This is a genomic window from Variovorax sp. 10N432 (assembly GCF_056394465.1).
The window spans coordinates 83569-97389 of sequence record NZ_JBFTHX010000018.1; the positions used below are offsets into that span (position 1 = coordinate 83569).

Here is a 13821-nt window from a genome sequence, read left to right on the forward strand (position 1 = left end):
CCAGTCGCCGCCTGCCGCCGCAGGCCGGGGCGCGCAACGCCCCCGGCCCCATGCGGATCAGGACTTGCCGCCGAAGTCCAGCGCGGCCGTGAGGTCGCCCATCGGATGGGCGCCGTTCTTCACCAGTGCCGCATCGCGGTCGAGCAGGCCCTGCAGCGGCGGCAGCGACCAGCGGTGCGTGATGAAGCGCAGGGTCGAGGCGGTGTCGTACGGGGTCTTGTCGACGTAGCCCTTCTTCGAGAAGGGCGAAACGATCAGCGCCGGGATGCGCGTCCCGGGGCCCCAGCGGTCGCCCTTGGGCACCGCTGCGTGGTCGTAGAAGCCGCCGTTCTCGTCGTAGGTGATGACGACCAGCATGTGGCCCCATTGCGGGCTGGCCTTGAGCTTGGCGACCAGGTCGGCGATGTGATCGTCGCCATCCTTGATGTTGGCGTAGCCATTGTGCTGGTTCAGGTTGCCCTGCGGCTTGTAGAAGCTCACGGCGGGCAGCTTGCCGGCGGCGGCGTCCTTCAGGAAGTCGCTGTCGAAATCCTTCAGGTGCGCGGCGCGGGCGTCGGCGTGCGCCACCGGGTCGAAGCTCGCGTAGTAGTTGAAGGGCTGGTGGTGGAACTGGAAGTTCGGCGACTGCGCCGCCGGCGGCACGGCGGCCGGGAACTTGCGGTCGCCCTCGGCGATGGCGGTGGTGCTGTTCCAGGCGCCGCCATACCAGGCCCAGCTGAGCCCCTTCTTGTCGAGCAGGTCGCCGATGGTGGTCTGGGTCTGCGGCGGCAGCGTGTTGGCCTTGGTCGGGTCGGCATAGAGCTTGGTGCTGTCGCCGGCCGCCGGCGCATTGCTGCTCGGCTGGTAGGGCGGCTGCATCGTGTTCACTGCATAGAAATTGCCGCTGGCGTCCTTGGGCGTCAGCGTGCTGTCGTTCTTGTAGACCGCGGCGCCGGCCAGGACCGAGGCCGGCGAGGTGGCGGCCGGCGTGAGGCGGACGAAGTTGCCGCTGGCATCGACGTCGATGGCCGAGATCGAGGCCTTGGCCGGCGAGCTGTCGGCGTCGGCATTGGGATAGACCGGCGCGCAGGCGCACACCAGGTACTGGTGGTTGAGGAACGAGCCGCCGAAGGCGCCCATGTAGAAGTTGTCGGCCAGGGTGTTCTCCTGCGCCAGCTTCCACAGCTTCATCTGACTGCCGTCGAAGTAGCCCATGCTCAGCGCACCGGCGTCGGAGTAGGCTGCGAACTTGTCGTTCTTGCCGCCGTTGATCTGCATCTGGTTGTTGTAGAAGCGATGGACCAGGTCGCGCGTGATGGTGGTGCCGTCGATCGCGGTGCCGGTGTTGAAGAAGCCCGCGGGATCGTCGATGCGGAACATCTTGTTGGGCATGCCTACCGTCTGCGCCTGCGTGATCACGGTGGTCTGCCCGCTGGCGGTGACGCCGCCCCAGACCGGCGGAAGTGCCGGCAGCACCGAGCCGTCGAAGTCCTTCTGCGCCTCGACGCTGCCGGTCGACGAAGGGTTGACGCCCGGGATGCCGTTGGCGCCGGGATAGAGCCCGTAGAGGTTGTCGAAGCCGCGGTTCTCGGCGTAGATGACGACCACGTTCTGGATCTGCTCGAGCGCGAAGCGGTTGCGCAGCGCCTGTGCGATGTTGCCGCCCGCGCCGGCCTCGGCCACGGCCTCGGCGATGCGCTCGATCGACTGGTCGATCTCCACCTGCAGCGCGGTCCGGACGGCGACGTCGGTGATCTTGTTGTGGTCGGCCAGCAGCTGGGCCTCGCTGACGCCGATGCGCGCGGCCAGCGCGGTGCGGGCGGCGGCCAGGTCGCCGCCGTTGGCATCCATCAGCGCGGCGAGCTCGGTGCTGATGGCGCTCACCACGCCGTTGGCGCCGGCCGGCGCGCGGAACACCAGCGCATCGGTGACGGCGCTCTCGACGCCGGTGGCCGGGTCGAAGCGCTTGCTCGCGGTGCCGATCTCTGCCACCAGCGCGCCCTGGCCGTTGACCTTGAACGCGCCGTTGGCGTCGGTGACGGCGCTGGCCTCGCCGCTGTCGCAGCGGCCGTTGTTGTTGGCGTCGATGCAGACCTTGGCATTGCGGTAGTAGCTGCCGGTGACCACGCCCGAGGTGGTCGGCGTGGCGGCGCTGGTCGGCAGGAAACCGAAGTTCGATCCGCTGCTGCCTCCGCCGCAGGCGGCGACCACCGCGACGGCGATGATCGAGGCGGGCCAGGGCGCGAGGCGCAGGAACTTGGCGCGCAGGGGAGCGCGTTCGCTGTTGGAAGTGCGGTTCATCATGTGAGGTGTTCTTGGATGTCGATGAGCTGGCCGAATGGCCAGCGTCCGCGATGCTCTGCCGGCTTCGTGACAAGGAGATTTCAGCGCGGCTGTCATGGTGCTGACACGGGTCCCGGATAGGCTGGGCTCCCCGCACCGCCTCCGTTCCCTGAAGGCGGCGCCCCTCGATGCCGCTCTTGTTTCCGTCGTTCTCCCGCTTCGTCCCGCACGGTCTCACCGTCCTGCTCGCCATGGCGCTGGTCGGCTGCGAACGACCGGCGCCGCAGGCAGCGGCCGCCACGCCCGCCACGGCGCCGGTCCCTGCCTACGTGGGAGCGACCTATGCACCGGTCCCCGGCCGGCCGCAACCCGGTGCCGCGCAATTGACCGCCCTGGGCCGACGGATCTTCTTCGACGCCTCTTTGTCGGCATCCGGCACGCAATCGTGCGCCAGCTGCCATGACCCGCGCCATGCCTACGGCCCGCCGAACGCGCTGTCGGTGCAACTCGGCGGCGCCGACGGCCGCACGCCGGGGCCGCGTGCTTCACCGTCGCTGCGTTACCTGCAGACGCTCGCCGCCTTCAGCGAGCACCATCACGACAACGACGGCGATGACAGCATCGATGCCGGACCGACCGGCGGCCACATGTGGGACGGCCGTGCCGATTCTGCCCACGCGCAGGCCGCGCTGCCCCTGCTGTCGGCGGCCGAGATGGCGAACGCCTCGATCGAAGAGGTGGCGCACAAGCTCGCGCGGGCCGCGTATGCGGACGAGCTGCGGGCGGCCTTCGGCGACGACCTGTTCCAGGACGACGCGGCGGCGTTCCGGGCCGCCAGTCTGGCGCTGGAGGTGTTCCAGCAGTCGCCCGCCGACTTCTATCCGTTCACGAGCAAGTTCGACGGCGTGCTGCGCGGCCAGCTGAAACTGGACGCCGCCGAGGCCCGCGGGCTGAAGCTCTTCAACGCGCCGGACAAGGGCAACTGCGCCGCCTGCCACATCAGCGAACGCACGCCGGACGGCGCTTTTCCGCTGTTCACCGACTTCGGCATGATCGCCATCGGCGTGCCGCGCCATCGCGGCTTGGCGGCCAACGCGGATCCGGACTTCCACGACCTCGGCCTGTGCGGGCCGATCCGCACCGACCTGCGGGACCACCCCGAATATTGCGGCCTGTTCCGCACGCCGAGCCTGCGCAACGTCGCGCTGCGCCAGGCCTTCTTCCACAACGGCGTGTTCCATTCGCTGGAGGAGGCCGTGCGCTTCTATGCGCAGCGCGACAGCGCGCCGGGGCGCTGGTACGGGCGCGACGCCAGGGGCCGGACGGTGCCGTTCGACGACCTGCCCGCGCAGTACCACGGGAACGTCAACACCGAGCCGCCCTTCGGCCAGCATCGCGGCGACCGGCCGGCCTTGAGCGAAGCGGAGATCCGCGACGTGGTCGCGTTCCTGAAGACGCTGACCGACGCCGATCAGCTGCCGCCGTCGAACTCGACCTCGGCCTCGATCTCGACCGGGATGTCGAAGGGCAGTTCGGCCAGGCCGACCGCGCTGCGCGCGTGGGCCCCGACCTCGGGGCCGTAGAGTTCGAGGATCAGGTCCGAGAAGCCGTTGATCACGGCCGGCATGCGGTTGAAGCCGGCCGCGGCGTTGACCATGCCGAACACCCGCACCCAGGCGCTGACGCGGTCGAGGTCGCCGAGGGCGCGCTGCAGGCTGCCGAGGATGCCGAGCGCTGTCAGGCGTGCCGCTTCATAGCCCTGCTCGACGCTGAGTTCGCGCCCGACCTTGCCCAGCGGCAGGGCGAGTCCGCCGTCGCTGGCGGTCGGGCCGTGGCCCGATATGAACGCCCGCCGGCCGACCAGCCGGACCCACGGAAAGGGCAGCACCACACCGGGCGGCAGCTTGGCGGGCGGCGGCAGCGACAGGCCGAGGTTCTGCAGTTTCTGCTCGATGCGTGCCATCAGTCTTTCCCCTTGGCGCGGACGTCCGCCACGACCCGCGCATAGCGCTGGAAGCTCCAGTAGGCGCTGGCCCAGTCCATCAGCACCACGAAGCGGTTGCGGAAACCGATCAGGAAGTAGATGTGCGCGAACAGCCAGAACAGCCACGCCAGCTTGCCCGAAAAGCGCAGCGGCCCGAACGGGCTGCCGAGGTCGACCACGGCCGAGTTGCGGCCGATGGTGGCGAGGTTGCCGTAGTCGCTGTAGCGGAAGGGCTCGGTCGGCTGGCCCGCGATCCGGCGCAGGATGTTCGAGGCCGCGGCGCGTCCCATCTGCTTGGCACCGGGCGAGACGCCGGGCACCGGCGTCGGCTCTTTGCCGGGCTGGTGGCTCATCGCGGCCGCCAGGTCGCCGACCACGCTGATGTCGGGCCGGCCCGGCAGGCTCAGGTCGGGCAGGACCTTGACCCGGCCGGCGCGGTCGGTCTCGGCGCCGGTGGCCGCGGCCAGCATCCGGCCGAGCGGTGAGGCGGCGACGCCGGCGGCCCAGATCACGCAGCCGCAGTCGATGCGGTGGCTGCCGAGGCCGGCGCCGCCATCGCTGAACGGGGAGGCGATCTGCAGCCCGGTTGCGTCGATCGCGGTGACGCGGGCGTTGAGCCGGACCTGGACGCCGAGCTTCTGCAACTGTTCCAGCGCCCGCTGGCTGAGCGACTCGGGCATCGCCTGAAGCACGCGGGGACCACCCTCGATCAGCAGCACCTCGGCGCTGCTCGGGTCGATGTGGCGGAACTCGCCTTCGAGGGTATGCCGGGCGATCTCGGCCAGCGTGCCGGCCATCTCGACGCCGGTCGGGCCGGCGCCGATGACCGCGAAGGTCAGCAGCGCGCGCCGCCGCACCGGATCGGTCTCGACCTCGGCCGCCTCGAAGCTCACCAGCACGCGGCGGCGGATCTCGAAGGCGTCGGCCAGGGTCTTGAGGCCCGGTGCCATCGGTTCCCAGGCGTCGTTGCCGAAGTAGCTGTGGGTGGAGCCGGCGGCGACGATCAGGTGGTCCCAGCCCAGCTGGCTGCCGTCGGCCAGTTGCACCGTGCGGGCCGCGGGATCGATCTGCGTCACCTCGCCGAGCAGCGTCGTCACGTTGGAATGGCCGCGGAACAGCACCCGGATCGGCGCCGCGATGGACGGCGCGGCCAGGCCCGCGGTGGCCACCTGGTAGAGCAGCGGCTGGAACAGATGGTGGTTGGTCTTGTCGACGATCGTGATGTCGACGTCGGCTTTCTGCAGCTTGCGCGCCGCCTCCAGGCCGCCGAAGCCGCAACCGACGATGAGGACATGGGGGCGGCCGGAAGCCGGGGCCGTCGGCGGGGGGATGCTCATCCGCCGGATGATACGCAGGGACCGGGTCGGCGCCGGGCTGGCAGGCGGAAGCGAGTTGTGCCAAAGTGGCGCGTTCCGGTCAGCGCGCAGGCGCGACCTCGTCCTACGGCGTCTCCCCGCCTGCATCGGCTAGAAACACCCAAGTCAAACTGGAGACCCCATGAACCTGATCCGGCCCAAGCTGCCGGCGGCAGAGGCGTTGCGCGAACTTTTCGAGGCCGTGCGCGCGCACAGCCTCGAACTGGCCGCCCCCCTGTCGGCCGAGGACCAGTGCATCCAGTCGATGCCCGACGCCAGCCCGACCAAGTGGCACCTGGCACACACCACCTGGTTCTTCGAGACCGTGCTGCTGCAGCCGCACGCGAGCGGCTACCAGGCGTTCGACCCGCGTTTCCACTATCTGTTCAATTCCTACTACGAGGCGCTGGGACCGCGCCACCCCCGGCCCCAGCGCGGCCTCCTGACGCGGCCCTCGCTCGACGAGGTGCACGCGTACCGGCGCCACGTCGACCGCGCGGTGCTGGACCTGATCGCGCACGCCGGGGAAGCCGACTGGGCGACCATCGAGCCGATCCTCACGCTCGGCCTGCACCACGAGCAGCAGCACCAGGAACTGATCCTCACCGACATCCTGCATGCGCTGTGGTGCAACCCGCTGCTGCCGGCCTACCGCGCGCCGGGCGGACCGGGGCTGCGCCTCGCATCGTCGCCGCCGCCGCTGAACTGGCTGGCGCGCCCCGGCGGCGTCGCCGAGGTCGGCCACGTCCAGGGCGGCTTTGCCTTCGACAACGAGATGCCGCGCCACCAGGTCCTGCTGCGCCCCCATGCGATCGCCGACCGGCTGGTGAACTGCGGCGAGTTCGCCCAGTTCGTCGCCGACGGCGGCTACCAGCGGCCCGAGCTCTGGCTGTCCGACGGCTGGGCCGCGGTGCAGGCACAAGGCTGGCGCGCACCGGCCTACTGGCTGGCGGCCGACGACCCGCGGCTGGCGCACGAAGGTGTGCCGGGCGGCTGGCAGGTGTTCGGCCTGCACGGGGTGCGGCCGCTGGAACCCGAGGCGCCGGTGGCGCAACTGAGCTTCTTCGAGGCCGCGGCCTACGCCGAATGGGCCGGTGCGCGGCTGCCGACCGAATTCGAATGGGAGGCCGCGCATGACGCGCCCGGCATCACGCAGATGAGCGGGCAGGTCTGGCAGTGGACCCGGTCTTCGTACGATCCCTACCCGGGCTTCCGGCCGCTGGCAGGCGTCGCGGCCGAATACAACGGCAAGTTCATGGTCGGCCAGCTGGTGCTTCGCGGCGGCAGCGTCGCGACACCCCCGGGGCACACGCGGCCCAGCTACCGCAACTTCTTCCCGCCGGCCGCACGCTGGCAGTTCTCAGGGCTGCGGCTCGCGAAAGACCTCTGATGGGCAATCCGGCATTCAACCTCCATGCGTTCCGCGCCGCGCAACGCGCAGCGCCCCTGTCCGACTTCGCGCGCGAGCTGTTCGCCGGCCTGAGCCTCGACGCTCGCAGCATCTCGCCGAAGTTCTTCTACGACGTCGCGGGCTCGGCCCTGTTCGATCGCATCTGCGAACTGCCCGAGTACTACCCGACGCGCACCGAGCTGCGCATCCTCACCGAATGCGCCTCGGAGATCGCCGCCCAGATCGGTCCCGATGCCGAGATCATCGAGTTCGGCGCCGGGTCGCTGACCAAGGTGCGGCTGCTGCTCGACGCGCTCGAGTCGCCGCGGCGCTATGTGCCGATCGACATCTCAGGTGCCCATCTCGAGGCCGCGGCCGAGCGGCTGCGAACCGACTATCCGCGGCTGGCGGTGCAGCCGGTGGTGGCCGACTACACCATGCCGCTGGTGCTGCCGCCGGGGCGCGGCAATGGCGCCGGCCAGCGCGTCGGTTTCTTCCCCGGCTCGACGCTGGGCAATTTCTCGCCCGACGAGGCGCTGGCCTTCCTGCAGCTCGCGCACCGGCTGCTGCGCGGCGGCGGACTGCTGCTGGGGGTCGACCTGGTCAAGGATCCGGCGCTGCTGCACGCCGCCTACAACGACGCCCAGGGCGTCACGGCGGCCTTCAACCTCAACCTGCTGCGGCGCGCCAACACCGAGCTCGGCTGCGACTTCGATCTCGACGGCTTCACGCATGCGGCCTTCTACAACTCGCCGCTGCGGCGCGTCGAGATGCACCTGGTGAGCCGCCGGGCGCAGGCGGTGATGCTCGACGGCCAGCGATTCCAGTTCGACGAGGGCCAGACGCTGCACACCGAGAACTCGCACAAGTTCACCGTCGAGGGCCTGCGCGCGCTGGCCGTCAAGGCGGGCTTCCGGCCGGCGGCGGTGTGGACCGATCCCGAGCGGCTGTTCAGCGTCCACTGGTTGCAGGCGCCCGCGGCACAATAGGGCGCTGCCCCCGTTGTGGCGGGCACCGGAGAAACTTGATGAAAGCAGTTTGGAACGGCGTCACCGTGGCGCAGAGCGACGACACGGTGCTGGTCGAAGGCAATCACTACTTCCCCATGGATTCGCTCAACCGCGACCATGTGACCTTCAGCAATCACAAGACCACCTGCGCCTGGAAGGGCACGGCGAGCTATTTCTCGCTGCTGGTCAACGGCGAGCTGCATGCCGATGCGGCCTGGTACTACGCAGATCCCAAGCCCGAGGCCGAAATGGTCAAGAACCGCGTCGCCTTCTGGAAGGACGTGAAGGTGACGGAGTGAGCCTTGCGTTCAGTCCCCCCTTCACACCGCCCGACCGACTCGTTCCCACCCTGCGCCAGGACGGCTATGCGGTGCTGAGCCCGCAGGGTGTAGCCGACTGGCTGGGCACGCCGCTGGCACAGCTCGAAGCCCTGCACGACGACTGGTCCCATCTGCCGCCTGACGACTACCTGAAGGACGGCGGCCGCTATCGCACGCGGCGCCACGCCTGTTTCACGGTCGACGGCGCGACGCTCGAGCAGGCGCCCCACCGCGCCCACTGGCAACCAGTCGAATACAACGCCTTGCACGGCGGCATGCAGCGCTGGTTCGCGCCGATGGAGGCCGCGACCGTGGCGCAGCCGGCCTGGCAGCAGCTGATGCGCAGCCTCGGCGAGGTGGCCAGCGGCGTGCGCGGCACGCAGCGCTGGTATGTCGAGGCGCACCAGTTTCGCATCGATACCGCCGACGGCATCGGCCGCCCGACGCCCGAGGGCGCCCACCGCGACGGCGTCGACCTGGTGGCGGTGGCGCTGGTCGGGCGCCACAACATCAAGGGCGGCGAGACCCGCGTGTTCGAGGCCAGCGGGCGGCGCGGCGAACGCTTCACGCTGACCGAGCCGTGGACGCTGCTGCTGCTCGACGATGCCCGGGTGATCCACGAGTCGACGCCGATCCAGCCCTTGATCGAGGGCGAGGCCGGCTGGCGCGACACGCTGGTCGTCACCTGTCGCAGCGGCGGTTTCCAGGGCGATTGACGCCAGCGTTCCCGCTCCGCAGTCGTCCTACAACCGATGGCCGTGCCTTGGATGTAAATTCGAGGCCCGGTTCGCGCGAACGAGCCCTGTAGAGAACCAAAGAGGTCCGCCATGTTCAATCACATCCTGGTCCCGATCGACGGGTCCGACACCTCCATGCTCGCGGTCAGCAAGGCCAGCGGGCTGGCGCTGGCGTTCGGCAGTCGCATCACGCTCATCCATGTGGTGGACAACTACCCTTTCATCGGCGTCGGCGCGGACTATGCGCTGGGCCAGAACGAATATCTCGCGGCCGCCACCAGCAGCGCCAACGCGGCGCTGGCACGCGGCGTCGCGGCGCTGGCCGCCGAAGGCCTGCACAGCGACCAGCGCGTGATCGACGGCCATGTGGTGCACGAAGGCATCGTCGACACCGCGATCGCGATCGGTGCCGACCTGATCGTCATGGGTTCGCATGGGCGCACGGGCATCGAGAAGCTCCTGCTGGGCAGCGTCACGCAGCGCGTGCTGCAAGACGCCAAGTGCCCCGTGCTGGTGGTCCGCGGCGACCTCCACTGAAGGCCCTCAGGCGAACGGCAACGGACTTTCGAATCGGAGCGCCCGGCCGTCGGCCGGGTGGTGCAGCGCGAGCGTGGCCGCGTGCAGCAGCAGGCGGGGCGCGCGCTGCCGGATCTCCTCGCTGCCGTAGAGCGCGTCGCCCAGGATCGGGTGCCCGATCGACAGCAGATGCACACGCAACTGGTGGCTGCGCCCGGTCAGGGGCTCCAGCCACAGGTGGCTGGCCCGGCGTTCGGGAAGCAGCCGCTTCACGCGCCAGCGCGTCTGGCTCGGCTTGCCCGACGGATCGATCTTCTGCAGCGGCCGGCGGGGCCAATCAGCCGCCAGCGGCGCGTCGATCAGCGACCATTCCGCCGCCGCCGGCAGCAGGCCGTCGACGATCGCTTCATAGCCCTTGTGCACCTGCCGGGCCGCGAACGCATCGCCGAGCAGGCGCTGCATCTGCGCACTGCGCGCCATCAGCACCAGGCCGCTGGTCGCCATGTCGAGCCGGTGAACCACCCGCGCGTCGGGCCATTGGCGCTGGGCCCGGGCACTGAGGCAGTCCTGCTTGTCCTCGCCGCGGCCGGGCACGCACAGCAGTCCGGCGGGCTTGTCGAGCACCAGCAGGTGCGGGTCTTCGTGGATCGGCTGCAGCTCGGTCATCGGGAGACCGAGTCTAGGGCCTGCGAACAGGCCCTAGGCTCGGATATCCTCGACGCCGATGTCCGCCGCCTCCGAACCCGTCCGCCGACCGAGCTTTTCCGACCTGACGAGCGAGCGGCCCTTCATGCGGCTGTGGTCGGCGCGGCTGTTCGGCACGGCCGCCAGCCAGATGCTGCTGGTGGCGATCGGCTGGCACATGTACGACCTCACCGGCAGTGCCTGGGATCTGGGGTTGGTCGGTCTCTACCAGTTCGTGCCGGCCCTGCTGCTGGCATTGCTCGCCGGCCATGTGGTCGACCGGCACCATCGCGGCCGCATCGTGGCCGCCTGCTTCGGGGTCCAGGGCGCGGTGGCGCTGGTGCTGCTGCTCGCCGTGCAGGCCCGGCACGACACGCGCGGCCTGCTGCTCACCCTGTCGCTCGTGCTCGGCGCCGTCCGTGCCTTCCAGATGCCGGCGCAGCAGGCGCTGACGCCGCTGCTGGTGTCACCCATGATGCTGCCGCGCGCGATGGCCTTCAGCTCGGCCGGCATGCAGGGCGCCATCATCGGCGGGCCGGCGCTGGGCGGGCTGCTGTTCGTGGCCGGCATGGGCGTTGTCTACGGGGTCGCTGTGGCCTTCTTCGTGGTGGCGGCCGCGCTGGTGCTGCGGCTGCGCTATGCCCACCTGCCACCGGCGCGCGAGCCCGTCACCCTGCGCACCGTGCTGGCCGGCGTCGACTTCATCTGGAAGCGCAAGCCGGTGCTGGGCGCGGTCTCGCTCGACCTGTTCGCGGTGCTGCTCGGCGGCGCGGTCGCGCTGCTGCCGATCTATGCCAAGGACATCCTTCACACCGGGCCGTGGGGCCTCGGGCTGCTGCGCGGTGCGCCGGCGGTGGGTGCGCTGGCCATGTCGATCCTGCTGACGCGGCGGCCGGTCGAGCGGCACGTGGGCCGCACGCTGCTGCTGGCGGTGGGGCTGTTCGGCGTCTGCATGGTGGTGTTCGGCCTCTCGCGCAGCTTCACCGTGTCGCTGGTCGCGCTGGCGGTTTCCGGCGGCGCCGACATGGTCAATGTCGTGATCCGGCAGACCCTGGTGCAGCTCGAAACGCCCGATGCCATGCGTGGCCGCGTCAGCGCGGTCAACTCGATCTTCATCGGCGCCAGCAACCAGCTCGGCGAGTTCGAATCGGGCGCCACCGCGGCCTTGCTGGGGCCCGTGGGCTCGGTGGTGGCGGGCGGCGTCGGCACCGTGCTGGTGGCGCTGGCCTGGTTCAGGCTCTTTCCGTCGCTGGCGCAGCGCGACCGGATCGTCCGTCAGTCGGGGGCGGCGTGAAGCTTAGAAGACGGAGAACGCGTACGGCACGTCGAGCACGACATCCCCCACCGGCTCAGCCACGCACGGCAGGATCCAGCCCTCGGCCTTCTCGTCGACGCTGACGCCGGGCCACTCGATGCGATAGCGGATCTCGCCGCTCACGAGCCTGCACAGGCAGGTGCGGCAGGTGCCGTTGCGGCACGAACTCGGTAATTCGATGCCGGCGGCATCGGCGGCCTGCAACAGGGTCTGGCCGGCGTCGCAGTCGAAGCTGAAGCCGCCGGGCTGGATCTCGGCCTTCATTCGGGCCGCTGCGCCGCCGACTGCTGGCGGCGCTGGTCGCGCAGCATGAAGAGGTACAGGCTCTCGACCTTCTCGCGCGCCCACGGTGTCTTGCGCAGGAACTTCAGGCTCGAGGCCACGCTCGGGTCGCTGGTGAAGCAGCGCAGCGGAATGCGCTCGCCCAGGCCGGCCCAGCCGTAGTGCGCCGCCAGCGCGGTCACGATGGCTTCCAGCGTGAGCCCGTGCAGGGGATTGCGCGGCTGCTTCGGCGCGGCCGCGCCCGGAGCGGGCGCCTGGCTCACTTGTTCTTGAGCTTGCCGCGCGGAATCACGGCCGTGGTGATGGTGCGCACCGGCTCGATGGCGGCGCCCGGCGGCTTCGGCGGCGAAGTGTCCTTCTTCGGTTTCTTGGCTTCCTTGGTGCTGCGCTGCTGACTCTTTGCCATGGTTTTCTCTCCGGAATAGATGCGAATTGCGTCGGTCAGTTTAGCGGGGCGGCGACAATAGGCTGCTTCACCGTTCCGTTTCCCGCATTCATTCATGTCCGACTACGAAGTTCGCCCCGCCACCCTGCGCGATGCCAAAGCCATCGCCGAAGTCCACGCCGCCGCCGCCCGGGCCGCCTATGAAGGCATCCTGCCCGAGGACGAATTGCGCGCGCTGGCGCCTGCCACCCGCGAAGCCAAGTGGCGCGATGCCATCGAATTCAGCGAGCCGCAGGTGCAGGTCGCGGTGCTCGACGGCGAAGTGGTCGGCTTCGTCGGCTTCGACCGCTCGCGCGATGCCAAGACGCCGTCGACCACCGGCGAGATCTGGGCCATCTACGTCCTGCCCGAGCACTGGGACAAGGGTGTCGGCGTCGCCCTCTGGGACGCCGCGCGCGACGGCCTCGAGGAAGAGGGCTGCACCGTGGTCACGGTCTGGGTGCCGCTGCGCAACGATCGCGCCATGCGCTTTCACGAACTGGCCGGCTTCAAGCGCGAGATGAAGACCGCCAAGACCACGGCCATCGGGAGCGTGAAGATCGAGGAGATCCGCCTCAAGCGCAACGTCTAGCCGAACCACGCGATGGCCTCCAGCCTGCTGCTGCTGCTCGACGACATCGCGACGGTACTCGACGATGTCTCGGTCCTGACCAAGGTCGCGGCCAAGAAGACGGCCGGCGTGCTCGGCGACGACCTGGCGCTCAATGCGCAGCAGGTGTCGGGCGTCAAGGCCAACCGGGAACTGCCCGTGGTCTGGGCGGTCTGCAAGGGATCCTTCGTCAACAAGGCGATCCTGGTGCCGGCGGCGCTGGCCATCGGCACTTGGTTGCCGTGGCTGGTGACGCCGCTGCTGATGGTCGGCGGCGCCTTCCTGTGCTTCGAGGGTTGCGAGAAGCTCGCCCACAAGTTCCTGCACAAGGAAGAGCACGCGCAGGACACGGCCCGGCACGAGCACGCCGTGGCCGACGAGCACGTCGACATCGCCGCGGTCGAGAAGCAGAAGGTCAAGGGCGCGGTGCGCACCGATTTCATTCTCTCGGCCGAGATCATCGCGATCACGCTGGGCACGGTGCAGGGCCAGCCCTTCCTGACCCAGCTCACGGTGCTGGTCGGCATCGCGCTGATCATGACCGTCGGGGTCTACGGGCTGGTTGCCGGCATCGTCAAGCTCGACGATGCCGGCCTGTACCTGAGCCAGCGCCAGGGCGCGGGCTCGCGCGCCATCGGCCGCGCCATCCTGGTCGCGGCCCCCTGGCTCATGAAGGGGCTTTCGATCGCCGGCACCGCGGCGATGTTCCTGGTCGGCGGCGGCATCCTGGTGCACGGTGTGCCGGCGCTGGGCCATGCGGTAGCGGCCTGGGCGGCGAACGTCGGCGGCCTGCTGGGCGGCCTGGCCTCGATGGGCGCCAATGCCGCGGTCGGGATCGTCGCCGGCGCGATCGTGCTGGCGGCAGTCGAAAGCGTAAAGAAGGCTCGCGCCAAGCGCTGACCCTCGGTGCGTCAATTGGCAGCGGGCCTTAG

General features: G+C 69.9%; 16 protein-coding genes. 9 read left to right on the forward strand and 7 right to left on the reverse strand.

What is annotated here, in order from left to right:
- Window positions 1-57 precede the first annotated feature (57 nt).
- A complete protein-coding gene (acpA, locus tag AC1DF3_RS21105) occupies window positions 58-2283 on the reverse strand; it encodes an acid phosphatase (protein WP_478140763.1) in 2226 nt (741 codons plus the stop codon).
- 167 nt (window positions 2284-2450) lie between these two features.
- Here acpA and AC1DF3_RS21110 point away from each other — a divergent pair, with 167 nt between their 5' ends.
- Window positions 2451-3845: a cytochrome-c peroxidase gene (locus tag AC1DF3_RS21110; protein WP_286536552.1), complete on the forward strand. Its 1395-nt coding sequence runs from the start codon at window positions 2451-2453 to the stop codon at window positions 3843-3845.
- Here the strand turns inward: AC1DF3_RS21110 and AC1DF3_RS21115 are convergent.
- Window positions 3734-4225 (reverse strand): RidA family protein, encoded by a 492-nt coding sequence (locus AC1DF3_RS21115; RefSeq protein WP_478140764.1) that lies wholly within the window; start codon window positions 4223-4225, stop codon window positions 3734-3736. The genes AC1DF3_RS21110 and AC1DF3_RS21115 overlap by 112 nt on opposite strands.
- Entirely contained in the window at window positions 4225-5583 is a 1359-nt protein-coding gene (locus AC1DF3_RS21120; protein WP_286536554.1) for an NAD(P)/FAD-dependent oxidoreductase, read from the reverse strand. Before AC1DF3_RS21120 ends, AC1DF3_RS21115 begins: the two co-directional genes overlap by 1 nt.
- A 160-nt stretch (window positions 5584-5743) precedes the next feature.
- On the opposite strand from AC1DF3_RS21120, the gene egtB reads away from it, so the two are divergent.
- From egtB to AC1DF3_RS21145, 5 genes are all read left to right on the forward strand, one after another.
- Entirely contained in the window at window positions 5744-6991 is a 1248-nt protein-coding gene (egtB, locus tag AC1DF3_RS21125; protein WP_478140765.1) for an ergothioneine biosynthesis protein EgtB, read from the forward strand.
- On the forward strand, window positions 6991-7980 hold the full coding sequence (gene egtD / locus AC1DF3_RS21130; protein ID WP_286536556.1) for an L-histidine N(alpha)-methyltransferase: 990 nt from the start codon (window positions 6991-6993) through the stop codon (window positions 7978-7980). Before egtB ends, egtD begins: the two co-directional genes overlap by 1 nt.
- A 38-nt stretch (window positions 7981-8018) precedes the next feature.
- Window positions 8019-8300 (forward strand): DUF427 domain-containing protein, encoded by a 282-nt coding sequence (locus tag AC1DF3_RS21135; RefSeq protein WP_286522852.1) that lies wholly within the window; start codon window positions 8019-8021, stop codon window positions 8298-8300.
- Complete coding sequence (locus AC1DF3_RS21140) at window positions 8297-9037, forward strand: 2OG-Fe dioxygenase family protein (RefSeq protein WP_286536557.1); 741 nt, start codon at window positions 8297-8299, stop codon at window positions 9035-9037. Before AC1DF3_RS21135 ends, AC1DF3_RS21140 begins: the two co-directional genes overlap by 4 nt.
- A gap of 111 nt (window positions 9038-9148) precedes the next feature.
- Entirely contained in the window at window positions 9149-9595 is a 447-nt protein-coding gene (locus AC1DF3_RS21145) for a universal stress protein (protein ID WP_286503925.1), read from the forward strand.
- 6 nt (window positions 9596-9601) lie between these two features.
- Here AC1DF3_RS21145 and AC1DF3_RS21150 read toward each other — a convergent pair whose 3' ends face one another.
- The gene (locus tag AC1DF3_RS21150) at window positions 9602-10240 is read right to left on the reverse strand and encodes an RluA family pseudouridine synthase (protein ID WP_478140766.1); all 639 of its coding nucleotides are present in this window, start codon (window positions 10238-10240) and stop codon (window positions 9602-9604) included.
- 124 nt (window positions 10241-10364) lie between these two features.
- Between AC1DF3_RS21150 and AC1DF3_RS21155 the strand changes: the two genes are divergently transcribed.
- The gene (locus tag AC1DF3_RS21155) at window positions 10365-11552 is read left to right on the forward strand and encodes an MFS transporter (RefSeq protein WP_478140791.1); all 1188 of its coding nucleotides are present in this window, start codon (window positions 10365-10367) and stop codon (window positions 11550-11552) included.
- 3 nt (window positions 11553-11555) lie between these two features.
- Here AC1DF3_RS21155 and AC1DF3_RS21160 read toward each other — a convergent pair whose 3' ends face one another.
- Genes AC1DF3_RS21160 through AC1DF3_RS21170 form a run of 3 tightly spaced genes read right to left on the reverse strand, consistent with a single transcriptional unit; the run spans window position 11556 to window position 12261 of the window.
- Window positions 11556-11837 carry a 2Fe-2S iron-sulfur cluster-binding protein gene (locus AC1DF3_RS21160; protein ID WP_478140767.1) on the reverse strand — a complete coding sequence of 94 codons (282 nt, stop codon included), beginning with the start codon at window positions 11835-11837 and terminating at the stop codon, window positions 11556-11558.
- Complete coding sequence (locus AC1DF3_RS21165) at window positions 11834-12118, reverse strand: VF530 family protein (RefSeq protein ID WP_286536560.1); 285 nt, start codon at window positions 12116-12118, stop codon at window positions 11834-11836. Before AC1DF3_RS21165 ends, AC1DF3_RS21160 begins: the two co-directional genes overlap by 4 nt.
- Window positions 12115-12261 (reverse strand): hypothetical protein, encoded by a 147-nt coding sequence (locus AC1DF3_RS21170; protein WP_286522844.1) that lies wholly within the window; start codon window positions 12259-12261, stop codon window positions 12115-12117. Before AC1DF3_RS21170 ends, AC1DF3_RS21165 begins: the two co-directional genes overlap by 4 nt.
- Before the next feature lie 94 nt (window positions 12262-12355).
- On the opposite strand from AC1DF3_RS21170, the gene AC1DF3_RS21175 reads away from it, so the two are divergent.
- Together AC1DF3_RS21175 and AC1DF3_RS21180 are read left to right on the forward strand one after the other, a co-directional pair.
- Window positions 12356-12871 (forward strand): GNAT family N-acetyltransferase, encoded by a 516-nt coding sequence (locus AC1DF3_RS21175; protein ID WP_286536561.1) that lies wholly within the window; start codon window positions 12356-12358, stop codon window positions 12869-12871.
- 12 nt (window positions 12872-12883) lie between these two features.
- Window positions 12884-13789, forward strand: a complete 906-nt coding sequence (locus AC1DF3_RS21180; RefSeq protein WP_478140768.1) for a DUF808 domain-containing protein — start codon at window positions 12884-12886, stop codon at window positions 13787-13789.
- The last annotated feature ends 32 nt before the right edge of the window (window positions 13790-13821 follow it).